The organism is Bradyrhizobium sp. BRP19 (assembly GCF_020194195.1).
Lineage (GTDB): Bacteria > Pseudomonadota > Alphaproteobacteria > Rhizobiales > Xanthobacteraceae > Bradyrhizobium > Bradyrhizobium yuanmingense.
Genome location: NZ_JADYVZ010000002.1, coordinates 763,868 through 788,721, shown reverse-complemented (window position 1 = coordinate 788,721; position 24,854 = coordinate 763,868). Strand labels below are relative to the sequence as shown.

The 24,854-nt window shown below is 65.0% G+C and carries 22 protein-coding genes; 11 read left to right on the top strand and 11 right to left on the bottom strand.

The annotated features are described in order from the left end of the window. The first annotated feature begins 121 nt into the window (after window positions 1-121). From I6F36_RS09600 to I6F36_RS09585, 4 genes are all read left to right on the top strand, one after another. Window positions 122-2,056: a potassium transporter Kup gene (locus I6F36_RS09600; protein WP_225171340.1), complete on the top strand. Its 1,935-nt coding sequence runs from the start codon at window positions 122-124 to the stop codon at window positions 2,054-2,056. 173 nt (window positions 2,057-2,229) lie between these two features. Further along, complete coding sequence (locus I6F36_RS09595; protein WP_025035596.1) at window positions 2,230-2,556, top strand: rhodanese-like domain-containing protein; 327 nt, start codon at window positions 2,230-2,232, stop codon at window positions 2,554-2,556. A gap of 7 nt (window positions 2,557-2,563) precedes the next feature. Continuing rightward, a complete protein-coding gene (locus tag I6F36_RS09590; RefSeq protein ID WP_225171339.1) occupies window positions 2,564-3,745 on the top strand; it encodes an aminotransferase in 1,182 nt (393 codons plus the stop codon). 6 nt (window positions 3,746-3,751) lie between these two features. After that, window positions 3,752-4,858: a polyamine ABC transporter substrate-binding protein gene (locus I6F36_RS09585; RefSeq protein WP_225112804.1), complete on the top strand. Its 1,107-nt coding sequence runs from the start codon at window positions 3,752-3,754 to the stop codon at window positions 4,856-4,858. 74 nt (window positions 4,859-4,932) lie between these two features. Here the strand turns inward: I6F36_RS09585 and I6F36_RS09580 are convergent, their stop codons facing one another. The 6 genes from I6F36_RS09580 to I6F36_RS09555 form a co-directional block, all read right to left on the bottom strand. Further along, a complete protein-coding gene (locus I6F36_RS09580) occupies window positions 4,933-5,865 on the bottom strand; it encodes a lipid A biosynthesis lauroyl acyltransferase (RefSeq protein ID WP_036034424.1) in 933 nt (310 codons plus the stop codon). A gap of 8 nt (window positions 5,866-5,873) precedes the next feature. Beyond that, window positions 5,874-7,151 carry a beta-ketoacyl-ACP synthase gene (locus I6F36_RS09575; RefSeq protein ID WP_036022315.1) on the bottom strand — a complete coding sequence of 426 codons (1,278 nt, stop codon included), beginning with the start codon at window positions 7,149-7,151 and terminating at the stop codon, window positions 5,874-5,876. Window positions 7,152-7,172: 21 nt separating this feature from the next. Then, window positions 7,173-8,378: a beta-ketoacyl-ACP synthase gene (locus I6F36_RS09570; protein ID WP_225146556.1), complete on the bottom strand. Its 1,206-nt coding sequence runs from the start codon at window positions 8,376-8,378 to the stop codon at window positions 7,173-7,175. Further along, the gene (locus I6F36_RS09565) at window positions 8,375-8,845 is read right to left on the bottom strand and encodes a 3-hydroxyacyl-ACP dehydratase FabZ family protein (RefSeq protein WP_036001387.1); all 471 of its coding nucleotides are present in this window, start codon (window positions 8,843-8,845) and stop codon (window positions 8,375-8,377) included. The genes I6F36_RS09570 and I6F36_RS09565 overlap by 4 nt, the downstream gene beginning before the upstream one ends. Before the next feature lie 10 nt (window positions 8,846-8,855). Further along, on the bottom strand, window positions 8,856-9,143 hold the full coding sequence (locus I6F36_RS09560) for an acyl carrier protein (protein ID WP_007592476.1): 288 nt from the start codon (window positions 9,141-9,143) through the stop codon (window positions 8,856-8,858). Between the two features lie 234 nt (window positions 9,144-9,377). Next, window positions 9,378-9,719: a hypothetical protein gene (locus tag I6F36_RS09555; RefSeq protein WP_128262271.1), complete on the bottom strand. Its 342-nt coding sequence runs from the start codon at window positions 9,717-9,719 to the stop codon at window positions 9,378-9,380. A gap of 324 nt (window positions 9,720-10,043) precedes the next feature. Between I6F36_RS09555 and I6F36_RS09550 the strand changes: the two genes are divergently transcribed. Next, window positions 10,044-10,673, top strand: a complete 630-nt coding sequence (locus I6F36_RS09550) for a ParB-like protein (protein WP_036022321.1) — start codon at window positions 10,044-10,046, stop codon at window positions 10,671-10,673. Between the two features lie 11 nt (window positions 10,674-10,684). On the opposite strand, the gene I6F36_RS09545 is transcribed toward I6F36_RS09550, so the two are convergent. Further along, window positions 10,685-10,840 (bottom strand): hypothetical protein, encoded by a 156-nt coding sequence (locus I6F36_RS09545; RefSeq protein WP_165637160.1) that lies wholly within the window; start codon window positions 10,838-10,840, stop codon window positions 10,685-10,687. Window positions 10,841-11,099: 259 nt separating this feature from the next. Here I6F36_RS09545 and I6F36_RS09540 point away from each other — a divergent pair, with 259 nt between their 5' ends. From I6F36_RS09540 to I6F36_RS09530, 3 genes are all read left to right on the top strand, one after another. Beyond that, window positions 11,100-11,243: a hypothetical protein gene (locus I6F36_RS09540; protein ID WP_198399654.1), complete on the top strand. Its 144-nt coding sequence runs from the start codon at window positions 11,100-11,102 to the stop codon at window positions 11,241-11,243. A gap of 239 nt (window positions 11,244-11,482) precedes the next feature. Continuing rightward, the gene (locus I6F36_RS09535) at window positions 11,483-11,650 is read left to right on the top strand and encodes a hypothetical protein (RefSeq protein WP_225171338.1); all 168 of its coding nucleotides are present in this window, start codon (window positions 11,483-11,485) and stop codon (window positions 11,648-11,650) included. Continuing rightward, window positions 11,647-14,199 (top strand): cation-translocating P-type ATPase, encoded by a 2,553-nt coding sequence (locus I6F36_RS09530; RefSeq protein WP_225171337.1) that lies wholly within the window; start codon window positions 11,647-11,649, stop codon window positions 14,197-14,199. Before I6F36_RS09535 ends, I6F36_RS09530 begins: the two co-directional genes overlap by 4 nt. 84 nt (window positions 14,200-14,283) lie before the next feature. On the opposite strand, the gene I6F36_RS09525 is transcribed toward I6F36_RS09530, so the two are convergent. Together I6F36_RS09525 and I6F36_RS09520 are read right to left on the bottom strand one after the other, a co-directional pair. Further along, window positions 14,284-14,865: a peroxidase-related enzyme gene (locus I6F36_RS09525; protein ID WP_225171336.1), complete on the bottom strand. Its 582-nt coding sequence runs from the start codon at window positions 14,863-14,865 to the stop codon at window positions 14,284-14,286. 163 nt (window positions 14,866-15,028) lie between these two features. Then, window positions 15,029-16,768: an ATP-binding protein gene (locus tag I6F36_RS09520; protein ID WP_225146559.1), complete on the bottom strand. Its 1,740-nt coding sequence runs from the start codon at window positions 16,766-16,768 to the stop codon at window positions 15,029-15,031. A 369-nt stretch (window positions 16,769-17,137) separates the two neighbouring features. Here I6F36_RS09520 and I6F36_RS09515 point away from each other — a divergent pair, with 369 nt between their 5' ends. After that, window positions 17,138-18,103 (top strand): catechol 2,3-dioxygenase, encoded by a 966-nt coding sequence (locus tag I6F36_RS09515; protein ID WP_036001365.1) that lies wholly within the window; start codon window positions 17,138-17,140, stop codon window positions 18,101-18,103. A 116-nt stretch (window positions 18,104-18,219) separates the two neighbouring features. On the opposite strand, the gene I6F36_RS09510 is transcribed toward I6F36_RS09515, so the two are convergent. Further along, complete coding sequence (locus I6F36_RS09510) at window positions 18,220-21,747, bottom strand: molybdopterin cofactor-binding domain-containing protein (RefSeq protein ID WP_225171335.1); 3,528 nt, start codon at window positions 21,745-21,747, stop codon at window positions 18,220-18,222. Further along, window positions 21,747-22,229, bottom strand: a complete 483-nt coding sequence (locus I6F36_RS09505) for a (2Fe-2S)-binding protein (RefSeq protein WP_225171334.1) — start codon at window positions 22,227-22,229, stop codon at window positions 21,747-21,749. Before I6F36_RS09505 ends, I6F36_RS09510 begins: the two co-directional genes overlap by 1 nt. A gap of 265 nt (window positions 22,230-22,494) precedes the next feature. Here I6F36_RS09505 and I6F36_RS09500 point away from each other — a divergent pair, with 265 nt between their 5' ends. Both I6F36_RS09500 and I6F36_RS09495 read left to right on the top strand, forming a co-directional pair. After that, complete coding sequence (locus I6F36_RS09500) at window positions 22,495-23,952, top strand: 6-hydroxynicotinate reductase (RefSeq protein WP_225171383.1); 1,458 nt, start codon at window positions 22,495-22,497, stop codon at window positions 23,950-23,952. Beyond that, window positions 23,949-24,845 carry a UPF0280 family protein gene (locus I6F36_RS09495; RefSeq protein WP_225171333.1) on the top strand — a complete coding sequence of 299 codons (897 nt, stop codon included), beginning with the start codon at window positions 23,949-23,951 and terminating at the stop codon, window positions 24,843-24,845. The genes I6F36_RS09500 and I6F36_RS09495 overlap by 4 nt, the downstream gene beginning before the upstream one ends. Window positions 24,846-24,854: the final 9 nt, after the last annotated feature.

The window sequence follows — 24,854 nt, the reverse complement described above, 5'->3', positions numbered from 1 at the left end:
TGCAGATTTGCATGGCTATGGCCCGGAATCGGGCTAGGCCATGCCGGTGGCGCAGGACTATAAGCCGCGCGCTCTTCCGCCGTTGTGCAGTGAAGCATTTTAGAGGCCATCGGGCTCTCCCATGACAAGCGACGTAGCAGTTCCCGCCCCGGAAACGGTGGCGGCAAATGGGCATGGCGATGCCCATACCACCGCCGGTTTCGGCGCGCTGACGCTCGGCAGCATCGGCGTCGTTTACGGCGACATCGGCACCAGCCCGCTCTACGCGTTCCGCGAGGCGGTGATGGCGGCCTCGGGCGCGGACGGGTTGCCGACGCCGGCAGCGGTCCTCGGCGTGCTCTCCCTGATCCTGTGGGCGCTCATCGTGGTGGTGACGCTCAAATACGTCGTGATCCTGCTCCGCGCCGACAACAACGGCGAGGGCGGCACGCTTGCACTGATGGCGCTGGCCCAGCGGGCGGTTGGCACCGGCCGCGGCGGGGCCACCATCGTCCTGCTCGGCATCATTTCCGGAGCTTTGTTCTACGGCGATGCCGTGATCACGCCGGCGCTCTCCGTGCTGTCGGCGGTCGAGGGCATGAAGGACGTCACGCTAAGGTTCGAGCCCTACATCGTTCCGCTGACGGTTGTGATCCTGGTCGGCCTGTTCGCCGTGCAGTCCCGCGGCACGGCGCGCGTTGCCGCCTTGTTCGGCCCGATCATGTGCGTCTGGTTCACGGTTCTGGCGGTGGCGGCGATCCCTCAGATCGCCCAGCAGCCGCAGGTGCTGCTTGCGCTCAACCCGCTCTACGCCGTGAACTTCATGCTGCACCATAGCATCGTCGGCTTCGTGACGCTGGGCGCGGTGTTCCTGGCGGTGACCGGCGCCGAGGCGCTCTATGCCGATCTCGGCCATTTCGGCAAGCGGCCGATCCAGACCGCCTGGCTTACCATCGTGCTGCCCTCGCTGGCGCTGAACTATCTGGGGCAGGGCGCGCTGGTGCTCGGCGACCCCGGCGCGATCGTGAGCCCGTTCTTTCAGCTGTTCCCGCAAGGCTTCGTCCGAGGCTGCATGGTCGTGCTCGCCACCATGGCGACCGTCATCGCGAGCCAGGCCGTCATCACCGGCGCCTATTCGCTGACGCGTCAGGCGATCCAGCTCGGGCTGCTGCCGCGCTTTGAAATTCGCCATACGTCGGAAGCCCATTCCGGCCAGATCTTCATTCCGCGCATCAACCAGCTGCTGCTGGTCGCGGTGGTGCTGCTGGTGCTGCTGTTCCGCTCGTCGAGCGCGCTCGCATCCGCCTACGGCATCTCCGTCACCGGTACCATGGTGGTCACGGCGATGATGGGCTTCGTCGTGGTCTGGAAGGGCTGGCGCTGGTCAGCGCTTGCTGCCGGCGCGCTGATTGCGCCGTTCCTGTTCCTCGATCTGACCTTCCTGAGCGCGAACCTGTTGAAGGTGTTCGAGGGCGGCTGGGTGCCACTGGCGCTCGGCGCGCTCATGATCATCCTGATGTACACGTGGCGGCGCGGCAGCCGGCTGCTGTTTGAAAAGTCGCGCAAGCTCGAGTTTCCGCTCGCCGATCTCGTGGCGATGCTGGAGAAGCGGCCGCCGCAGCGGGTGCCTGGCACTGCGGTGTTCCTGACCTCGGACCCGCTCAGCGCGCCGACCGCGCTGATGCATAGTCTGAAACACTACAAGGTGCTGCACGAGAAGAACGTCATTCTCACCATTGAGACCGCGCAAACCCCGCGGATCGATCCGGCCGAACGGGTGAAGCTGGAGCAGATTTCACCGACCTTCTCCAAGGTGACGCTGAAGTTCGGCTTCATGGAATCGCCCAACGTGCCGAAGGCGCTCGCGATCGCCCGCAAGCTGGGCTGGCAGTTCGACATCATGTCGACCTCGTTCTTCCTGTCGCGCAGGGCGCTCAAGCCCGCCGCCCATTCCGGCATGCCGCGCTGGCAGGACCGGCTGTTCATCTCGCTCAGCCGCTCCGCCAACGACGCCACCGACTATTTCCAGATCCCGTCCGGCCGTGTGGTCGAGGTCGGCACGCAGGTGACGATCTAGGGCAGACGATCTAGGCCTTGGGATTCAAAGCGGACTTCAAGTCGCTGCGATTTAGCTTTAACTTGCGCCGCGCGGCTCAAGCCTTTGTGGCGCTTGATTTTCGTCTCCCGAGAGGCGAGGTTGCCGCCGGCCGGGATCGCCCCGGTACGCGGCCCGCGACGTTGGAGGATGATGTGGCAAATCAAGTGCAGGATCTGACCCCGGACGAGGTCGCCAAGGGTGTCGCGGAAGGGCGTTATCTGCTCGTCGACGTCCGTGAGCCAAACGAGGTCGAGGCCGAGGCTTACCCTTACGGCGTCGTGGTTCCGCTCTCGACCTTCGATCCGAAGGCGATCCCCGATCCCGCCGGCAAGGAGGTCGTGTTCGCCTGCCGCTCGGGCAAGCGCTCGGTGACGGCCTCGCTGGCGGCGCAGGCGGCAGGCCTGCCTTACGACAAGCATCTGGCCGGCGGCATGCTGGGCTGGAAGGCGGCCGGGCTTCCCAGCAAGGTCGGTGGCTAACCGCGCAATGACGACCAAGAGCTCTTCGCTGAACAAGGTCTTCGCCGACCTTCCCGTCACCATCTTCGAGGCGATGTCGCAGGCCGCGCGCGACAACAATGCGATCAATCTCGGCCAGGGCTTTCCGGATGATCCCGGCCCCGAGGACATCCGTCGCGCCGCGGCCGAGGCCTCGCTGAACGGCTACAACCAGTACCCCTCGATGATGGGCCTGCCGGAGCTGCGCCAGGCGATCGCGACCCATTACGGCCATTGGCACGGTCTCAAGCTCGATCCGATGAGCGAGGTGATGGTGACCTCCGGCGGCACCGAGGCACTGACCTCGGCGATCTTCGCGGTAATCCAGCCCGGCGACGAGGTGGTTTGCTTCCAGCCGGTCTATGATTCTTACTTGCCGATCATCCGCCAGGCCGGCGGCATTCCGCGCCTGGTCCGGCTCGAGCCGCCGTACTGGCGGCTGAATGAGGACATGCTGAAAAGCGTGTTCAATTCAAAGACCAAGGCGGTGCTGTTCAATAATCCCCTGAATCCCAGCGCGGTCGTCTATCCGCGCGAGGACCTCGAGCTGCTCGCGCGTTACTGCCAGGAGTTTGACGTCATCGCGATCTGCGACGAGGTCTGGGAGCACGTCACCTTCGACGAGCACAAGCATATCCCGCTGATCACCATTCCCGGCATGCGCGAGCGCACCATCAAGGTCGGCTCGGCCGGCAAGATCTTCTCGCTGACGGGCTGGAAGATCGGCTTCGTCTGCGCGGCGCCACCGCTGCTCCGCGTCGCGGCCAAGGTGCACCAGTTCCTGACCTTCACCACCGCGCCGAACCTGCAGGCCGCCGTCGCCTATGGACTCGGCAAGTCCGACGACTACTTCCTATCCATGCGCAAGGACCTGACGCGGAGCAGGGACCGCCTGACCAAGGGGCTGGAGAGCCTCGGCTTCCCCGTGCTGAAGTCGCAAGGCACCTATTTCCTCACCGTGGACCTGTCGCCGCTCGGGCTCAACGAGAGCGACACCGAGTTCTGCTGGCGCATCGTGAAGGACTATAAGGTCGCGGCGATCCCGGTCTCGGCGTTCTACGAGCAGGACCCCGTGACCTCGGTGGTGCGCTTCTGCTTTGCCAAGAAGGACCAGACGCTCGACACCGCGCTGGAGCGGCTGTCGGATGCGGTGCGTGGACGCAAGAGGTAGATCGAGATGACGAACGTCGGCTGCCCCAGGCTTGGTTTCGCGATCGCTGCGGCACTGACGTTGCTCTCCGCTCCCGCAGGCGCCGAGGAGCGGGTCGTCAACTTCTACAACTGGTCCAACTACATGGCGCCTGATGTCCTTGAGGCCTTCACTAAGGAGACCGGCATCAAGGTCGTCTACGATACCTTCGACGCCAACGAGACGCTGGAGACGCGCCTGATGGCCGGCAAGTCCGGTTATGACGTCGTGGTGCCTACCGCTTATTTCCTGCAGCGCCAGATCAAGGCCAACATCTTCCAGAAGCTCGACAAGTCGAAGCTCCCGAACCTCGCCAATGCCTGGCCGGTGGTGACGCAGCGCCTCGCCACCTACGATCCCGGCAATGTCTACGCCGCCAACTACATGTGGGGAACGACGGGCATCGGCTACAACGTCGCCAAGGTGAAGCAGATCCTTGGGGTTGATGCGAAGATCGACAGCTGGGACATCGTCTTCAAGCCGGAGAACCTCGCCAAGTTCAAGGACTGCGGCGTCCACATGCTCGACTCCGCCGACGACATCTTCCCGGCGGCGCTGAGCTGGCTCGGGCTCGATCCGAACTCGACCAAGCAGGCGGACCTGGAAAAGGCCGCCGATGCCGTGGCGAAAGTCCGCCCCTCCGTACGCAAGTTTCACTCGTCCGAATATCTAAGCGCGCTCGCCACCGGCGAGATCTGCTTCGTCGTCGGCTGGTCCGGTGACATCATGCAGGCCCGCGCCCGCGCCGCGGAAGCCAAAAGCGGCGTCGAGATCGGCTACACCATTCCGAAGGAGGGCGCGCAGATGTTCTTCGACAATCTCGCGATCCCCGCGGATGCCAAGAATGTTAGGGAAGCCTACGAGCTGATCAACTATCTCTATCGCCCGGACGTTGCCGCCAAGAACTCGGACTTCCTGTCCTACGCCAGCGGCAACCTCGCCAGCCAGAAGCTGGTGGATCCAAAAATCCTGAACGACAAGAACATCTATCCGGACGAAGCGACGCTCGCAAAACTGTTCGTGATCACGGCGCGCGAGCCGGCCACGCAACGGATCATCAACCGGCTCTGGACGAAGGTGAAGACGGGGCGCTGAGGCTTGCCGTCATTCCGGGATGGCGCGCAGGTTCGATGCTTTCGCATCGCCCCCGAATGACGACAACGGGACTTCTACCGCCACCTTCTATGCAGCCACAGCCACTGCTCGGGATGTTCTCGTACCCAGCTTTCCACCACGCTCGTGATCGCCTGCGTGGTGCCCTGGATGTCGATCCTGCCGTCGGCATCGCGCACCGGCGGGATCTCCTCGGTCAGCTCGCCGCGGAAGCGGCCGTCGGGCAGGCGGATGATGCGCACGCCGTGGATTGGGCATTCGACCTGGCGCAAGAGGCGCGCCAGCATCGGATTGGCGCGGGTCTTGCGGCCGAAGAACGTGACCTCGACGCCGGCTGTCAGATACTGGTCGATCAGCATGGCGACGTGCTTGCCGTCCTTCAGCGCCTGCGCGAGCCGCAGCGGCGCGTCGCGGCCGGCCGGGATCAGCGTGCCCATGTTGACCTGGCGCATCTCCTGGATGATGCGATCGGCCGAGGCGATGTTCGGGCGGCGATAGAGAATCGCGGTGTCCAGGCCATGCGCGACCGCGGCGAGCGCCGGCAATTCCCAGTTGGCAAGATGTGCGGCGAAGATCAGCGCCGGCTTGCCGTCGTCGCGGATCTGGTCGAACAGCTCGATGCTGCGCGGGGAAATCTCGATGCGACTCTTCTCGGGGACATCGCGGGCGTAGTCCCAGACCTGGTCGATATGGGCGAACTCGGCGCCGACGCGGCCGAGATTGTCCCAGACGCCCATCAGGATCCGTTCGATCTCCTCCGGTGACTTCTCGGGGAAGGCGGCGGTGAGGTTGGCGCGGCCGATGCGGTGCTCGCGCAGGCGCGGCCCGATCAGCTTGACGGCACGCGCGAAGAAGTCCGAGGTCTTGGCCGGATCGAAATAGCGCGTGGTGCGCAGCATCGCGACGGTCGCGGCGCCGATCAGGCTGCCGCCGAGCGATTTGGCAGCCTCCCGCGCGCGGGCCTTCGTGCTCGCAGGAAGCAGCGCCATGCGTCCGGTCAGGCCGGTTCGCGGGTCAGGATCAGCGAAGCGTTCTGGCCGCCGAAGCCGAATGAGTTCGACATCACCGCGGTCACGCGCGCATCGCGCGCCTTGTTGCCGACGACGTCGAACAGGATCGTGGGATCCGGATTGTCGTAGTTGATGGTCGGCGGAATGCGCTGATGCTCGAGCGTGAGCAGCGAGAAGATCGCCTCGACCGCGCCGGCGGCCGAGATGGTATGGCCGACCATCGACTTGTTGGAGGTGACCGGAATCTTCTGCGCGAGCTCGCCGAACACGGCCGACGTCGTGTTGAACTCCATCTTGTCGTTCTCGGGCGTCGCGGTGCCGTGCGCGTTGATGTGGTCGATCTGATCCGGCGTCATGCCGGCATCGGCCAGCGTCTTGTTCATGCAGCCGATGATCGGCTTGCCGTCGGGCGAGGAGCGGGTGCGGTGGAAGGAATCGGTGAGCTCGCCGCAGCCGGCGATCACGCCGAGAATTTTTGCGCCGCGCGCGGTGGCGGCCTCGTAGCTCTCCAACACCAGCGCGCCGGCGCCTTCCGCCATGACAAAACCGTCACGGTTCTTGGAGAAGGGACGGGAGGCCGCCTGCGGCGGATCGTTCTGGGTCGACAGCGCCGAGAGCAGCGAGAAGCGCACCAGCGCTTCCGGGTTCACGGTGCCGTCCGTCGCGACGCAGAGCGCTGCGTCCGTCTCGCCGCGGCGGATCGCCTCGACGCCGAGCTGGATCGAGGTGGCTCCGGACGCGCACGCCGTCGACAGCGAGATCGGCGAGCCCTTGGTGCCGAAGGTCTCGGCAAGATAGGCGGCAACCGAGCCGAACATGAAGCGATGATGATAGGCGCTAAACTTGCCGCCGCCGGAGATGCGGAGCAGATCGTCATAGGTGATGTCTTGCTGGCCGACGGCGCGACCGAGCTCGCGACGCTGCGGCCATTCAACCTCGACCGGCGCCACCGCGAGGAAAAGCGGACCCGGGAAATCGGCCTTGGCGCCGATGCCGGCTTGCTCCAGCGCTTCCTGCGTCACCAGCTCGGCCATCCGCTCGGACAGAGCGGTGGAAGAGAACGGATCGGCGCTGACGAAATCGACCGTGCCGGCCATCGTGGTCTTGAGGCCGTCGATCGGAAAACGCGTGATGGTGCGGATACCGGATTCGCCGGCGACGAGCTTTGCCCAATTGTCGGATTTGCCGGCGCCGAGCGAGGTCATGATGCCCATGCCGGTGACGACGACGACGGGACGTCCGAGTTTGTCGCGTGGTGCAATCATGTCGATCCCCGCTTGAGCTGATTAAACCGCCTCGACCAGCGCCATGCCTTCGCCGCGCCAGTGTCCGGCTCCCACCACCACGATCTGGGTGGGCGCGCCCTGCATTTCAATCTCGGTCCCCGTGGAATCATTCGGCGGGAACAGCGCTCCGCGCGAGATCGACAATGCAGCGAGGGCAATGCCGAGCGGAAATTGCGTTTCCATGGCGTGGCCGAACACCGTGCCGGTCGAGCGCACCGGAAAGTCGGCATGGTTCTTCAGGAAGTCGCGCTCGTCCGAGGTCGCAGGCTCCGCGCCGGTCGCCCCGGTGATGATCGCGCCCTTGCCCTCGCGCCTGGGCAGCTTGTCCCACAGCTTCTCGAGCGTCGCGGTCATGTCGCCGGGCTGCTTGCGTTTGGCGAGGTCGGCGACGACGCTCGACAGCTTTGCGAACGGCTTGGCGCCGCGCGCTTGCGCATGCGCCTTCGATTCCAGCACCAGGAAGGCGCCGGCCGAGCCGAGCGCGAAGCCGGGATGGTCCTTGCGCGCCCACACGGGCGCGAACTTATCCTTCAGGTTGAAGTCGCCGAACTCGTAGAGGACGAGCAGGTCCTTGCGCTCGCCGTTGTACGAGCCGCCGACCAGCGCGATGTCGCTCTCGCCAGAGGCGATGCGCGCGAGCGCGATGCGGGCGGCGTCGGCGCCGGCGACCTCTTCGCCCATGAAGGTGCGCGAGGTACCTCCCAGACCGTGCACGATGGCGATGTTGCCGGCGAGCAGGTTGGAGAGCTGAGCCAGGAACAGCGTCGGCCTGAGATCGCTCATCAGCCGTTCGTTGAGGAAGCCCGGCGCGTTAGCGCCCTTGGCCTCGGCGGTGAGAATGCCGCTGTCGACGTTGATGTCGCGCTCTCCGCCGCCGGCAGCGACGACCATGTCGATCTTCGACAGGATGTCCTTGTTGCCTTTGATGCCGGCGGAATCGAGCGCAAGACCGGCGGCATAGGTGCCGATGCGCTGCCAGGCTTCCATCTGGCGCTGGTCGCCCTTCTTCGGGATCTGGCTGTCGAAGGATACCGGCATCAAGGGATGCACGATGTAGGGCGCAAAGCCCTTCTCGTCGACATTGATGCGCTTCTCGGAAAGCGCGGCCCAATTGGCGTCGAGGCCCTCGCCAAGCGAGGTGGCGAGCCCAATGCCGGTGATCCAGACCTCGGTCTGGCCCGGCTTCAAAGCGGGAGTGTCAGTCATGACGATACGGCCTGTTGCGGAAAGCCGACGCGCTCGGCGACCTTCGCCATGTATCCGCGCATATCCGCATTGGGGAAGGGAATCAGCGTGAAGGTCAGCGCCGAATTGGCGCGCAGCTTGCCGCCGACCCGGATCTTGGCCTCGGTCATGGCATAGCCGGAGCCTTCATGGGTGAGGCTCGCCTCGATGCTCATGAGGTCGCCGGGGAAGACCGAGCCGCGGACCTTGGCCTCCTTCACGGCGGCCAGGATCGGCATGCGTTCGAATCTGAACACGCCGAGTTGAAGCCAGCCCGAGGCCTGCGCCATCGATTCGATCAGGAGCACGCCGGGCATCAAGGGATAACCCGGGAAGTGCCCCTCGAAGATGGTGCTTTCCTGCGGGACCTGCGCTTCGACGACGATCGTCTTCTCGTCGACCTTGAGGTCGACGATGCGATCGATCATGTGGAAGTATTCGAGTTGCATGACTGCGCCCTTAGGCGCTCGCGCCCTTGGCCGCAACCAGTTCGTCGATGCGGGCGCACAGGTTCTTCAGCACGAAATATTGCTCGGTGGTCGCCTTGCCGTCGTTGACCTCCTGAGTCCACTTCTCCAGCGGCAGCTTGATGCCGAACTGCTTGTCGATCGCGAAGGCGATATCGAGGAAATCGAGGCTGTCGATGCCGAGGTCATCGATGGCATGGCTATCCGGCGTGATCGTGTCGCGCGGGATGTCGCAGGTTTCAGCGATGATCGTGGCGACCTGATCGAATGTGGAGGACATCACTAAGCCTTTGATATATTGTAGGTATTTGTCAGATTGTCCAGAGTGGCACGGTGGCTGGGCATCGCGTCCCTGATGACGCCCTCAAACCCCCCTCTGGCCGGGTCGAAAGCCCGTATATCGGAGCGCCGCCTTGAGTTCAATGGAGCCGGGCAGGCCTCCGGGGACAGCACCGGACGTGGCTGGGGATGCCGGCTGGGTCCGTCCGCCGCGAGGTCCGTGCCGGGCCGGTCCCTAAATATGCGGCGTCGTGATCTTGACGCAGTCGCGGCGGCCCATCAGCACGCAATCCTGGGTCCGGCGCAGGTCGGCGATGCTGACCGCGAGCCAGATCCCGATCGCCGTCAGCGCGATGGTGAAGGCGAGTGCTGCGATGTTGGCAAGCATGCGCTGCCGGTAATTGTCGGGCTCGGCACGCGGCTGCTCGTAGCGCGACAGGTCCAGCCGTTCGGGCGTGAGGCGAAGCGGTTGCACGGAGCCATTACCGCGCTGGACCCTTGGGGCAGGCGGGGTGCGCGGCCTGAACTGGAGCACCCGGTGCTCCTCATCAGAGCTTATGGGCCGCTGATTGTTCATGGGGCGGGGATCACTCCGAAGCAGCGATCTAGATAGCATAGGTGAGGCACGCGTTGCAGTAAATCTTTGCAATGCCAGGATGCATTTGTGCGTTCGTACTATTTTGCGCATGGACCGGTGTGCCGCGATCCAGCAACGGGCCATCGTGTCCGTCGCGAGCGTTGCGCTGCAACGCGGGCATAGCGACAGCCATTGAGGACGTCTTTTTTACCGGCCGGCATCGACTTGTGATCTGCGCGTCTTCCGAACGGATTTTGCCACCGCGGGACCCGTGGCATAGTCGCGGGAACCCGAACCGTTCGTTGCTGCCAGGGGCCTTCGATCATGACCACGACCAACGCGCGCGAGCCGAGAGTGCATCCGGTTCCGATCCTGTCGCTCCGGCCGACGCAGATGACGGTCGGCATGCGCGAGGTCAAGGAGAAGCGCAGGCGCTGGCGCGAGCACGGCAAGAAGAAGCAGGCGGATCTGCTCGGCAAGCACATGATCCCCGTCGTTTACGGCCCCGACGCGCGCTACTACGTGATCGATCATCATCACCTCGGCCGCGCGCTGCACGATGAAGGCGTCAGGGAGGTTCTGGTGACCGTCGTCGGCGATCTCAGGATGGTGGAGCGCGAGGCGTTCTGGGGCGTCATGGACAACAAGCGCTGGGTCTATCCTTACGACGCCAAGGGCGAGCGGCGCTCGTTCCGCGACCTGCCGAAATCGGTGGCCGACCTCAAGGACGATCCGTTCCGCAGTCTTGCCGGCGAATTGCGCCGCATGGGCGGCTTCGCCAAGGACACCACGCCGTTCTCCGAATTCCTGTGGGCCGACTTCCTGCGCCGGCAGGTCTCGCGCAAGGCGGTGGAGGCCGATTTCGATAATGCGCTCGAGAAGGCGATGGCCGCGGCCAGAAGCAAGAATGCGATCTATCTGCCCGGCTGGTGCGGCCCGGCGGACGACGACTGAGGGTATTCACGTCAGTCGCGCTGGAAGATCCTGGCGCCGGGGTAGGCCCGGCGGGCGTAAGTTACCACCAGCGCGCGGTCCTGGGTATCCAGGAAGGGCGTTCGGATCTGGCTCGATCCGACGATGAGATGCCACAGGCCATTGAGCTTCTGGATCACGATCTTCATTTGCGTAGTCCTCGACGACTCCCATTCCGGCGAATGTTGCCGCCGCAGTGCCTAGGATAGCGCTCGCGGGTATCAAATTCCCAATACGGCCGGCGCTGCAAAACACGTCCACCCTTGTTAGTTGGTTACGGAATGTGCCGAGATAAGCCGGATCTCATCACAGCCGCTTGAGCGAAATCAATTTCCCCGCCCACGAAACCATCCTGAAACAGAGCGGCCCCATCTCTATGGGGTAGTCGAGCTCATACAGGAGGCGAACATGCGCCGTCTGGCTTTCGTAGTTGCCTTGCTCGCGGTCGCTTCGGCGGGAATCTCTGCATCCTTTGCCGCAGTCCACCACGCCAAGACGTTGACGTTCGCGGAGCGCTTTGCTCCGGCGCTCGAGTTGATGGCGAAGCGCTAGCCGCATACGCCTCGCAGCCGTGAGCGATGCAGCGGCTGTTGACTGTTGGCTGCTGGGTGGACATCACGTCGCAGTCGTCGACCGATGATGGCCGGGTCAGGTTTGACCTGTCGCAAACCTGCCTCGCCCTGACCGGCTAAGGTCTGCCTGCATGGTTGCAGAGACAGCGTTGTGCCCGATGGGAGGGCCCGGGCTCCAAGTCATGCAGATCTTGTCATGCAGATCTTGGAGGCACGGCCATGAGCGTCATCTTTCGCATCCTCTTTGTCCTCGCCGGCGCGATCACGGCGCTGTTCGTTGCGCGTGACGCGCTGAACTTCACCTTTATCCAGACTTTCGTCGCCGTCCTGCTCGCCACCGCAATCGTCGGTGCCGGCAGCTTCTGGAGCCTGCGGCGGAAACCGTGAGCGAGGTGCAACGCGGAGGTGCGGCCGGTCTGAGTGAGACCGAGGCGCGGGCGAGGCTCGCGGCAGACGGCCCCAACGAACTGCCTCGGCCGGAACGACGCAGTCCGCTGCGCATCGTGGTGGAAGTGCTGCGCGAGCCGATGCTCCTGCTGCTGCTCTGCGGCGGGCTGATCTACCTCGTGCTCGGCGATCTCAAGGAGGCGTTGATCCTGCTCGCCTTCGGGGCGATGTCCATCGTGATCACGGTGGTGCAGGAAACCCGGACCGAGCGCGTGCTGGAAGCCTTGCGCGACCTGACCAGCCCGCGGGCGCTGGTGGTGCGTGACGGTGCGCGCCGGCGAATTGCCGGCCGCGAGGTCGTGCAGGGCGACCTTCTCGTCCTCGGTGAAGGCGATCGCGTTCCCGCCGACGCCGCGCTCGTCGAAGCGCGGGACCTGCAGATCGACGAGTCCCTGCTGACCGGCGAGTCGGTGCCCGTCCGCAAGAAGACCGCCGACAAGATCAAAGTAGCCGCTCACCGGCCCGGCGGCGAGGATCAGCCATTCGTGTATTCCGGCTCGCTCGTCGTGCGCGGCGAGGGGTTGGCGCTGGTCGAGGCCACCGGGCCGCGCAGCGAGATCGGGAAGATCGGGCTGTCGCTTCGCGGCTTGCAGGCCGAGCCGCCGCGGCTTCAGCAACAGACCGCAAGGCTGGTGCGGCTCTGCTTCCTCGGCGGCACCATCATCAGCCTGGCCGCGATTGTGCTCTACGGCGTCTCGCGCGGCGACTGGCTGCAGGCGCTGCTGGCAGGCGTCGCCATCGGTATGTCGATGCTTCCGGAAGAATTCGGTGTCGTGCTCACGGTGTTCATGGCCATGGGTGCGTGGCGGATTTCGCAGGCCCGCGTCCTGACGCGGCGCGCCGCCGCCATCGAGGTCCTCGGCTCAGCAACAGTCCTGTGCACCGACAAGACCGGAACGCTGACGCAGAATCAGATGTCGGTCGCCGAGCTGCGCCTGCTGGACGGCGCGCGCCTGCGCGCGGAGGCGTCCGGACCGGATCAGGTCGGGCGCGAATTCGCAGAGCTGGCGCGCTGCGGGGCACTGGCAAGCTCTCCGGAGCCGTTCGATCCGATGGAGAAGGCGCTGCATTCGTTCGCGCGTGGTGTCCTGCGGGACGGCGACGCGATGGATGGCGAGCGGACGCTGGTGCGCACCTATGGTCTGCGCCCCGAGCTGCTGGCCATGACCCAGGTTTGGCGGACAGCCGGAGGGGCGGACCTCGTCGCATGCGCCAAGGGCGCGCCGGAAGCGATTGCGCGCCTGTGCAGGCTGAACGAGGCCGATCGGGAGGCCGTGCAAGCTGCCATCGGGGCAATGGCGAAGGACGGGCTCCGGGTGCTGGGGATGGCGATTGCCGTTTGCGATGAGGCTTCCCTGCCGGCATCCCAGGAGGCTTTTGTATTTCGCTTCGTCGGCCTGGTCGGGCTTGCCGATCCGTTGCGGCCTCATGTTCCGGAGGCGGTTCGCGAATGCCGTTCGGCCGGCATCCGCGTCATCATGATCACGGGCGACTATCCGGCGACCGCCATGGCGATCGCCGCGCAAGCCGGGCTCGACGTCGATGAGGTCGCGACCGGGGAGCAGGTCAAGCTCGCTGACGACCGCGAGCTCGAGGCACTCGTCAGGAAGGTGAACGTCTTCGCGCGGGTTCTGCCGGAGCAGAAGCTGCGGATCGTGCAGGCGCTGAAGCGCAGCGGCGAGATCGTCGCGATGACGGGCGACGGCGTCAACGACGCGCCGTCGCTGAAGGCCGCCCATATCGGAATCGCGATGGGTGGCCGCGGCACCGACGTCGCTCGCGAGGCATCCTCGATCGTCCTGCTCGACGACGACTTCAGCTCCATCGTCGCATCCATCCGCCTCGGTCGCCGGATCTACGACAATCTGCGCAAGGCCATGGCCTTTATCTTTGCCGTCCACGTGCCGATCGCGGGTCTTGCGCTGCTTCCCCTGGTGTTCGGGCTGCCGCTGGTGCTCGGCCCGGTGCACATCGCCTTTCTGGAGCTGATCATCGATCCCGTCTGCTCGCTGGTGTTCGAGGCCGAGCGGGAGGAGCGCGACGTCATGAAGCGTCCGCCGCGGCGTGCCGATGCGGAGCTGTTCTCGTGGCCCCTGATCGCCTGGAGCGTTCTGCAAGGCACGATGGCTTTCGCCTTGATCGCCGTGATCTTCGTCGCAGCGCTTCGTTCCGGCCTTCCGCCCGAGGAGGCTCGCACCCTCGCATTCATCGCGCTCGTCGTCTGCGTCCTCGCGCTGGTGCTGGTCAATCGATCCTTCAGCGCATCGTTCTTGTCCGCCTTCTTCCGTCCGAACGCGGCATTGCTCTGGATCTTCCTCTTGATTGCGCTCGTTCTCGCCACAGCCTTGTTCTGGCCGCCGGCCTCAGGCCTGTTTCGCTTCGGTCCCCTGCATCTTGACGATCTGATGATCACGCTCGGCGCCGGACTATTGGTGCTCACGGCGCTCGAACTGCTGAAGCCGATTTGGGCGCGGCGGCTTCGGTTCTAGCTCTCGCGAGGACTCCTGTGAAGCCAGGCGTCCGTCGGTTGCGGACAGGAGTTCCGACCATCGAGCCCGGTCCTCGCGCCTCGACTACGTCTTCGGCAGGCGGCCCATCAGATAGAACTCCTCGTTCGGCCGCATGCCCGTGAAATTCGCCAGCCGGTTCGACAGCGCGAAGAAGGCCGAGATCGCGGCGATGTCCCAGATATCATCGTCGCTGAAGCCGTGCGGCGCGAGAGCGGCGAAATCGTTCTCGGAAATCCGCTGCGCGTCTGCCGAGACCTTCATGGCGAAATCGAGCATCGCCTTCTGCCGCGGCGTGATGTCGGCCTTGCGGTAGTTGATCGCGACCTGGTCGGCGATCACAGGGTTCTTGGCGCGGATGCGCAGGATCGCGCCATGGGCGATCACGCAATATTGGCACTGGTTGGCCGCCGACGTCGCCACCACGATCATCTCGCGCTCGGCCTTGGTGAGGCCGCCGTCTTTCTCCATCAGCGCGTCGTGATAGGCGAAGAAGGCGCGGAACTCGTCGGGGCGATAGGCCAGCGTCAGGAACACGTTCGGGACGAAGCCGCTCTTCTCCTGCACGGCAAGGAGGCGCTTACGGATGTCGTCGGGCAGGGTGTCGAGGGCGGGGGCGGGAAAGCGTTGCGCGGCGGTCTTTGTCATGGGCATGGATTCCGGCTTGGGGCGGGAACCATAGTCGATGCGGAAGGCGGGCTCAATCTGCCGGTCCGAAGTGGCCGCGACGAAGGTGTCAGGTGGGAACGACGTTCCATCCTCCGTCATTGCTTCGCTGCGCTCGCAATGACGATGTGGATGGAGCGAAGCCTTACCGCAGCGGCTTCTTCAGCAGCGAGAAGCGGTCCGGATCGAGGCCCATCGAGGGCTGCAGCATCGGGGCTTCGACGCTGGACATCGTCTTCGCGGGCGGTGCCGAGAACACGGGGTCGTTCGGCACGTCGCGCTGCGAGGTGGCGCCGCGCCAGCGTTCGAGCACGGCGCTGACGAAATGCATGTCGTGGCCGGAGGTGACGGAGGGCACGCTCGAGATGGTGGCCTCGCCGCGCGGCAATTGGTGCGGCGGCACCTCCTTGAAGCGCAAGCGGGTCGGCAGCGCCACGCCTTCGCCGAACGCCAGCACCTCGCGGGTGCCGAGCGACGGCACGAAGGAGAGCAGGTTCGCGGCGGCGTCCGACACCGCGGCGCGCAGCAGCGCCTGGTCGCGGTCGTTGGCGAGGCGCATCGTGAACAGCGTGTTGCACTGGGAGATGATGGTGGCGTCGAGCTCGGCGGGGCGCTGGGTGATGAGGCCGAGATAGACGCCGTATTTGCGGCCTTCCTTGGCGATGCGCGATACCGCCTTGCGGGTCGGGCCGAAGCCGATGTTGCGGTCGGCGGAGGCGTAGCGGTGCGCCTCTTCGCAGACGAACAGCAGCGGCGAGACGCCGTCGCTCCACAGGCCGAAGTCGAAGGCCATGCGGCAGAGCACGGAGACGACGGAATCGATCACCTCGGCCGGGAAGCCGGCGAGCTGCATCACCGTCATCGGCTTGCCGTTGGCGGGCAGGCGGAACAGATGGCTGATCACCTCGGCCATGGTGTCGCCGCCGACATTGGCGTTGTCGAACATGAAGGCGTAGCGCGGGTCGTTGCGCACGGCCTCGATGCGCGAGATCAGCTTGTGATAGATGATGCGCGAGGAGCGGTTCTCGAGCTTGCCCATCCGCTCGTCGATCAGCGACAACAGGTCGACCAGGCGATAGGGCACAGGCGTATCGACGGTATAGCCTATCTGCTTGGGATCGATGCGCTTGAGGCCGATGCGGTCGGCGTTCTGGTACTGGGTGTAGACGCCTTTGGCGAGCGGGATCACCTCGGCGAGGATGTCGAGCTCTTCCGGCACGCCGGCGCGGCCGCCGAACAGCACGTCGACGATTTCCTCGAAGTTGAACAGCCAGAACGGCAGCTTCAGGTTTCGCGGGTTGAGCACCAGCGCGCGGTCGCCGAAGCAGCGGCCATATTCGTTGTGCACGTCGAGCAGGAAGATGCGCAGGTTCGGCCGCGCCTTCAGGATCTCGTTGAGCAGCAGCGAGACGCCGGTCGATTTACCGACGCCGGTCGATCCCAGCACGGCAAAATGCTTGGACAGCATTTCCTCGACGTCGACATAGGCGATGACCGAGCGGTCCTGCTGCAGGAAGCCGACATTGATCTGGTCCGAGCCGGTCGGCGCGTAGATCGTGCGCAGCTCCTGGCTCGTGATCAGGTCGACGGCATCGCCGATGGTCGGATAGTTGGTGACGCCGCGCTGAAATTTGGCCTTGTCCGCGGCATTGAGGATCTCGCCGAGCAGGTCGACCGAGGCGATGGCAATGTAATTGTCCGAGCCCGACAGATTTTCGCAGGAGACCTCCGTGATCATCGCAACGATGACCGAGCTGGCGCAGCGAATGCTGACGAACCGGCCGACGGTGGCCCGCACCTCCGAGATCGGCATCCGGCTTTCCGCCAGAAGCCCAACCCGGGCGAGCGATCCGCGAACCGAAATCACGCGTCCAAAGGATGTCACGATGAATGAACCTGGCAAGAGCAAGGGGAGTTGCCCGGACTATGCGCGGCCGTCGCTGCACAAACGGTTAAACGCCGGACGCGCCGGCTCCATTAAATCCGCGGTAATTCGGTCGGGAGCCTCGCCGCCAATGCCTGCTTATTGGCAAAATCGCCGGGAAAATGCTGCATTTTCCGGACCTTTCAGGTGAGATGGTCCTTAAGGAAGAGTTTACCATTCGGGCAGGCTGCCCGTCTCGTCCGGAGGCCGGCGGTCAGGCGCCGATCGCAGCAGGATACCGGCTGCTTTGTTGACTGGACCTAATGATTTGTACATTAGTACAAATGAGGGGCCGCGCCGAAAGCCCCGCGTCCGCTCCAGGAGGAAGCCATGCAGCCCGAACCGATCCTCGACCTTGCCCACCTCGGCCACATGGAGCTGCTGACGCCGAAGCCCGACGAGAGCCTGAAGTTCTTCGTCGATGTCATGGGCATGACCGTCAGCGGACAGAAGGGCGAGTCGGTCTATTTGCGCGGCTGGGACGATTACGAGCGCTATTCGCTCAAGCTCACGGCGTCGAAGACCTCGGGCATGGGCCACATGGCGCTCCGTGCGCGCAGCCAGCAGGCGCTGGAGCGGCGCGTCGCCGCGCTGAAGGGATCCGGCTTCGACATCGGCTGGATCGACGGCGACATGGGGCAGGGGCCGACCTTCCGCTGCCGCGACCCCGATGGCCACATCGTCGAGCTCTATTACGAGACCGAATGGTATCAGGCGCCGCCGGAGCTCAAGCCCGCACTAAAGAACCAGGCGCAGCGCTTTCCGGCGCGTGGCGTCAACGTCCGCCGGCTCGATCATCTCAATTGCCTCGCCGTCGACATCAAGGCCAACCGCGAGTTCTTCGAGAATTACCTCGGCTGCCGCCTCACCGAGCAGATCGTACTCAACGACGGCCGTGAGGCCGCGATGTGGCTGACGATGTCGAACAAGAGCTACGACTTCGCCTATTCGCTCGATCACTCGGGCGTGCCGGGCCGCTTCCATCACGTCACCTACGCGCTCGACAGCCGTGAGGAGATTCTGCGCGCCGCCGACATTTTTCTAGAGAACGGCGTGCACATCGAGACCGGGCCGCACAAGCACGCGATCCAGCAGACCTTCTTCCTCTATGTCTATGAGCCCGGCGGCAACCGCGTCGAAGTCGCCAATGCCGGCGCGCGTCTCATTCTCGCGCCCGACTGGAAGCCGATCGTGTGGACCGAGGAGGAGCGCAAGAAGGGCCAGGCCTGGGGATTGAAGACGATCGAGTCCTTCCACACCCACGGCACGCCGCCGGTGGAGGTGAAGCACGACTAGCGTATTCACGCAGTGTCATTCCGGGGCGACGCGAAGCGGCGAGCCCGGAATCCATAACCCCGGCTGGTGGTTATGGATTCCGGGCTCCCTCGCTATGCTCGGGCCCCGGAATGACGTTAGTGGGTCGAACTTCGCACCCGCGAGATCGTCTCGCGCACGCCGGTCCAGGCCGGCTTGTCCGGCGCGAACTGCTTGCGCAAAAACGTCACGAGCTCCTCGACCTGTGCATCGCTCATGCTATTCCTGAACGCGGGCATGTAGCCGAGGTCGCTGGAGACTGGGTCTGCAATGCCGTGCAGGATCACCTGCACGAGATTATCCGCCTTCGTGCTGTGAACGTTGCTGTTGAGCGCGAGTGAGGGCCGCGTGCCGAACAGCGGCAGGCCGCCGACCTCGTGGCAGACCGCGCAGGCGCCTTGATAGAGGCGCGCGCCCGCGGAGGAGGCGACGGTCACTTCCGTTGTGCTTTCGAGCTTGGCGGCAAGCGCATCCTGCGCCTGTTGGTCGACCGCCGTGTCATTGAACGAGTTGAGATAGACCGCCATCGCACGGATGTCCTGGTCGGGCAGAGCCTTGAGGTCGCGGATAACAGGCGCCATCGGGCCGGCCGCGACACCGTGGTAACGCGAATGGCCGGTGCGCAAATAGGCGTAGAGCTCCTCCTCGCTCCACGGAATCGGCGCGTGCGAGAGCGAGGTCAGCGCCGGCGCTTCCCAGCCCTCGGCAAAGCCGCCGGCGAGATAAGCGTTGCGTTGCTCGGCGCCGAGCGCGTTGCGCGGCGAATGACAGCCGCTGCAATGGCCGAGACCTTCGACCAGATAGGCGCCGCGATTCCATTGATCGGACTTGGCGGGATCAGGCTTGAACTCCTTCGTGTCGTGGAACAGCGCATTCCAGCCCGCGAGCAACGAGCGGAGATTGTAAGGGAAGGCGAGTTCGTTCGGCGGTGCCGTCGCACGCACTGAAGGCTGCGCCATCAGATACGCATAGAGCGCCTGCATGTCCGCGTCGCTGGTCTTTGCAAAATGCGTGTAGGGAAAAGCGGGATAGAGCTGCCGTCCGTCGCGATGCAAGCCATCGCGCATGGCGCGCTCGAAGGCCGGATAGGACCAGGCACCGATCCCGGTCTCGACGTCGGGCGTGATGTTGGTCGAATAGATCGTGCCGAATGGCGTCTCCAATGCGCGGCCGCCGGCGTTGAGCGCGCCGCCAATGCTGGTATGGCACTCCGCGCAATTGCCAAGCGCTGCAAGCTGCTCGCCGCGGGCGATGGTCGCCGCGGAATAGACCGACGCGTCGGGCCGTGCGATCGGCGCAATCGCGCGACCTGGAAGGAGCGCCGCACCGATGCCGATGGCAGCGGTGCAGACGGCTGCGATCGCTGCAGCGATACCGGCGCGCCTGGCGAACGGATTCGCCCAGACCCGCGACGGCCGCGATGCCGCCGGTGCGGGCAGAGCCTGCGGCGTCACCGCCGCATCGCCACGCAGACCCTTGAGGATTCGCTCGGGCGTGAACGGCGGCTCGCGGAAGCGCACGCCGGTGGCATCGAAGATGGCGTTCGCGATCGCCGCTGCGCTCGGCACCGAAGCAGACTCGCCGACGCCGAGCGGCGGCTGGTCCTGCCGCGGCAGCATCAAGACGTCGATCTTGGGTACGTCGGGGAAGGGGATGATGGGATAGGCGCCCCATTCGCGCGCGGCCACCGTGCCGCGCTCGAACGACACCTCTTCCATCAGCGCGCGGCTGGTGGATTGGATGACGTTGCCCTGGATCTGGTGGCGCACGCCGTCCGGGTTAATCATCAACCCGGAATCCTGCCCCGCGACGACGCGCGTCACGCTGACGTCGCCGGTCGTCTTGTTCACCGCGACGTCGGCAACCCAGGCCGACCACGCCGCGCCGTAACCCGGAAACTTGCTGTGGACGTAGAGCGCATATGCAAAGCCGCGCCCGTGCACGACCTCGCCGTCCTTCTCCTCTCGGACCGGCCGCGGCGTCCAGCCCGCGCGCTCGGCCACCGCATTGACCAGATCGATCGCGCGCGGGTCTTTCAGATAGCGCAGGCGATATTCGATCGGATCGACGGCGGCTTCGGCCGCAGCCTCGTCGATATAGGATTCATGCGCAAAGGTGTTCGGCAATGCCGAGACGCCGCGGAACCAGGAGGCACGCACGATCGGCGGTGTGTCGTGGGCGACGACGCGCATGTGCTCGTAATCGTAAGGCGGGATCGCGGTACGGTCGCCCATCTGGAGCACCGCGGGTTCGGGCGAGATCCGACCCGTCAGCAGCAGCGCCAGCGTCGGCGCGGCGTTCGAGGGATAGCGCGTGGCGAGATCGTAAGCGGCGATGCTGCCGTCAGCGTCGAGGCCGCCATTGACGTCGATGAGCTGCGCGGTGCCTTTGGGCTCCCAGGCATGCTCCTGCTCACGCGTCAGCTGCACGCGGACCGGACGGCCGACGGCGCGCGACAGCAGCAGCGCATCGGCGGTGACGTCGTCGGCGCAATTGCGGCCGTAGCAGCCGGCGGCCTCCAGCCGGATCACCTCGATCTCGCTCTCGGGGCGCTCGATCAGCAGCGCCAGGTCGCCGCGCAGCACGTGCGGGTTCTGCGTGCCCGACCAGACGCGGATGTTACCGTCCTGAAAGTTGGCGACGGCGCAGGAGGGGCCGATCGAGGCGTGCATCTGATACGGCCAGAGGTAAGTGCGCTGCATCGGCTTGGCCGCGGCTGATATCGCCTTGTCGACCTCGCCCTTGTCGATCAGTGTGCGCCGCGTCGATGGATTGGCACGCAGGGCGGTCTCGACATCGCCAAGATCGGTAAGCGTCGGCGTCGGCTTCCAGCTCACCTTGAGCTGCTCTGCCGCACGGATCGCATTCTCCTCGCGCTCGGCGACGACGCCGACGAAATCGCCGATCCGCACGACGGCGACAAGGCCGGGAATGTCGCGCACGGAGGATTCGTCGACCGCAATGAGGCTGGTGCCGACGAACGGTCCGGCATCGACGCCAGCATAGGGCGGCCGCACCACGCGGCCATGCACCATTCCTGATACTCGGACGTCGTGCACGAAAGTCAGCTCGCCCGTGGCTTTAGCAGGTAGATCGACGCGCGGCACCGACTGGCCCACGATGGCGTAATCGCCGACAGGCTTGAGCTCGACGTCATCGGCGAGCTCGAGGCGGATCGCTTCGTCGCCGATGAGCTCGCCATAGCTGACGCTGCGATTGTCGTGGCCGCGAACGAGTCCGTCCTCGATCTTGAGCTCGGCTTCGGGCAAGTCCAGGCGTTCCGCCGCGCGCGCGATCAGAAAGTGCCGGGCTTGCGCCGCAGCCTTCCGCAGCGGCACGGCCGTGATCTGGATGGTTTCGCTCGCGATCGTCGCGCCCTGGTTCGGCACCAATGCCGTGTCGCCGAGTACGACGATGACGCGGGCAAAAGAAACGTCGAGCTCTTCGGCGACGATCTGGCCCAGCGCAGTGCGGATGCCGGTGCCGAGATCGACATGGCCGTTATAGGCCGTGACCGAACCGTCCGCGGTGATGCGGACGAAGGTTTCCGATGTGACCTCGTCCACGCTGCGCGCGACGATGAGCGAACCCGCACGCTCAGCTCCGTTCGTAACAAAGGACGCCATCAATCTGCGGCCTCGGTGAGCTGGCCCGATGCGCGCATCACTGCGCGAAGGATCTCGACATGCGTCCCGCAACGGCAGAGATTGTAGCGCAGCGCCGCCAAGGCCTCCTGTTCGGTCGGCCGCGGGTTGATCGCAAGCAACGCCTTGGTGGTCATGATCATGCCGTTGAGACAATAGCCGCATTGTGCGGCCTGCTCGTCGATGAAGGCCTGCTGCACGACGTCGGGCTTGTCGCTTGTGCCGAGGCCTTCGAGCGTCACGATGTCGCGCCCGGCGCAGCCGCTCACCGGAATCGCGCAGGAGCGTGCCGCCAGTCCGTCGATCAGGACAGTACAGGTGCCGCATTCGCCGAGGCCGCAGCCGTATTTCGGGCCGTTCAGCGCGAGGTCGTTGCGCAGCACATAAAGCAGCGGCGTGTCCGGCGCTGCCGTGACCTCGTGGATCCTGCCGTTCACGGTGAGGCGGATCGGTGTCTGCGTCATCCTCGTTCCCAAGCCCAAGACGATATCCAAGATCATGCAATCGCGAAAATCGGGCGCCGCGACGATACCGTTTGTACACAAACGTGCAAGCGGTGCATGCCGCACTGCAGCGCGGTTGCCTTCTTTGTGGACAGGGCGGATAGGCAAATGAGGTTTTATGCGGCAGTGGCATCTTTTGCGCTGCACCGCCGCTTGACAGCCCCGGGGCAGCGCGCGCAACATCGTTCGTATACGAATGATAACAGCGGTGTCCGCCGGCTCCGACATGGTGACAGAAACGACGAGCGCCGTCATCGACAAGATCCGCTGCGATGCTTGTCCGGTGATGTGCTACATCAAGCCCGGCGCGGCGGGGGCCTGCGATCGCTATGCCAATCACGACGGCAAGCTGGTCCGCGTCGATCCGCATGTCATCCTGGAGCGCACCGTCTCTCACGGCGGCAAGCTCGTCCCGTTCAGCCGCACCGAGGACTGGGACGGCAAGATCGTCCACGAGCCCTCGACTTTCGTGACGGCGATCGGGGCAGGCACGACCTATCCCGACTACAAGCCGGCGCCGTTCATCGTCTCTGCGGAGGTCGACGGCGTCGACATGGTGACGGTCGTCACCGAGGGCATCTTCTCCTATTGCGGCATCAAGGTGAAGATCGACACCGACCGCTATCTCGGCCCGGAGACCGCGACCGTGCGCGCGCAGGGCGAGGCGGTCGGCCACGTCACGACCAGCGAATACGGCTCGCAGATGCTCTCGCTCGGCGGCGTGCATCATCTCACCGGCGGCTCCAAGAAGGAGGGCCGCGTTACCTGCGACACGCTGATGGACCTCGCCAATTGCAAGGCGGTCGAGCTCACCATCGATGGCGGCGCCACCGTGGTGGTGCAGGCCGGGCAGCCGCCGATCGTCAACGGCGTGAAGGAAGAGCGCATGCGCGTCGGCTGCGGCTCGGCGACGATCGGCATGTTCGCCAAGCAATGGCACGGCAAGGTGGACGAAGTCGTCGTGGTCGATGACCACATCACCGGCGTGCTCAGCGAGCATCAAGCGGGCAAGCTGCTCGACATCGCCGACACCGGCATCAAGATGAAGGGCCGTCGCTCGACGCCCGGCCGCTATTTCCAGGTGGCCGATCCAGGCACGGGCTGGGGCGGCACCAACATCTCAGATCCCCTGTCGATCCTTGGCCCGTTCGATGCCAAGGAAGCAAAGCCCGGTCTGACCATGCTGATGGTCTCCACCACCGGAGAGCATTCGTCCTATTACGTGCTCGACCAGGCCTTGAAGCCGGTCGAGACCGAGATGCCTGACGACTTGAAGTTCTCGGTCGAGCGCATCCAGGAAAATTGCGAGCCCGCGTTGTGCACGGTGTTGTTCATGGCGGGCGCGGGCGGCTCCTTGCGCGCTGGCGTCACCGACAACCCGGTGCGGCTGACGCGCTCGGTGAAGGATGCGCTGACGCGCGTCACCAGCGGCGGCGCGCCGGTCTATGTCTGGCCCGGCGGCGGCATCACCTACATGGTCGACGTGACGCAGATGCCGTCAGGCGCGTTCGGCTATGTGCCGACACCGGCCCTGGTCGCGCCGATCGAATTCACCATGAAGCTGTCCGACTATGCCGCGCTCGGTGGCCACATGGATTATGTGAAGCCGCTCTCCGAGGTGCAGAGCGGCGACGATGTCCGCCAATTGCCCTGGCGGAACCCGATTCCGGGGCCTCGCACATGACCAGGCGCCCGCAAATCGCATTGCTGTCTGATGGCCGGCGGCTGCATTTGCAGGATGGACCGATCGATCTGATCGTGGAGGCGAGGGGACGTACGGATGCGGTGCGGGTCGCCTATGAGGCTGCGGCGCTGCGGTTCACTGGATTGCTCGACGAGCTTTGCGCGGAATTGCCAGGGCTGCGTACGGCGGTCGAGGAGAAGACCTCGCTGAAGGGCGTTGTCGCCCGCCGCATGCACGCTGCCGTCGCGCCTTATGCCGCCGATTGCTTCATCACGCCGATGGCGGCCGTTGCCGGCAGCGTCGCGGAGGAGATTCTGGCCGCGATGCTGCGCGCTGCACCGCTCGATCGGATTTACGTCAACAATGGGGGCGACATCGCGCTGCATCTCGGTGTGGGCGAGCATTTTTCGGTCGGCCTGATGGATCGTCCCGACCACGACGGCGTGATGCGGAGGATGCGGATCGATGCGGACGATCCGGTGCGGGGCGTCGCGACCAGCGGTCGGCACGGCCGCAGCTTTTCGCTCGGGATCGCCGATGCCGTGACCGTGCTGGCCGCAACCGCTTCGCAGGCCGATGCGGCCGCGACCGTGATCGCCAATGCCGTCGATCTGCCCGGGCATCCCGCAATCATCCGACAGCCTGCGAACGAGCTTCAGCCCGACAGCGATCTGGGCGCGCGCCTCGTGACGCGCGGTGTCGGCGAGCTGTCTCACGATGAGATCGCCGCCGCGCTTGAATCTGGCGCGGAATGTGCACGGCAATTGTTCGATCGCGGACTGATCGAAGGTGCCGTGCTGCGGCTTCGTGGTGATATGCTTGTCATCGGAACAAAGGATATAGAAGAGCAACGATCGCGCCCGCGTGTGCTGGAGAACGCGGTCCATGCCTGAACAGGGAAG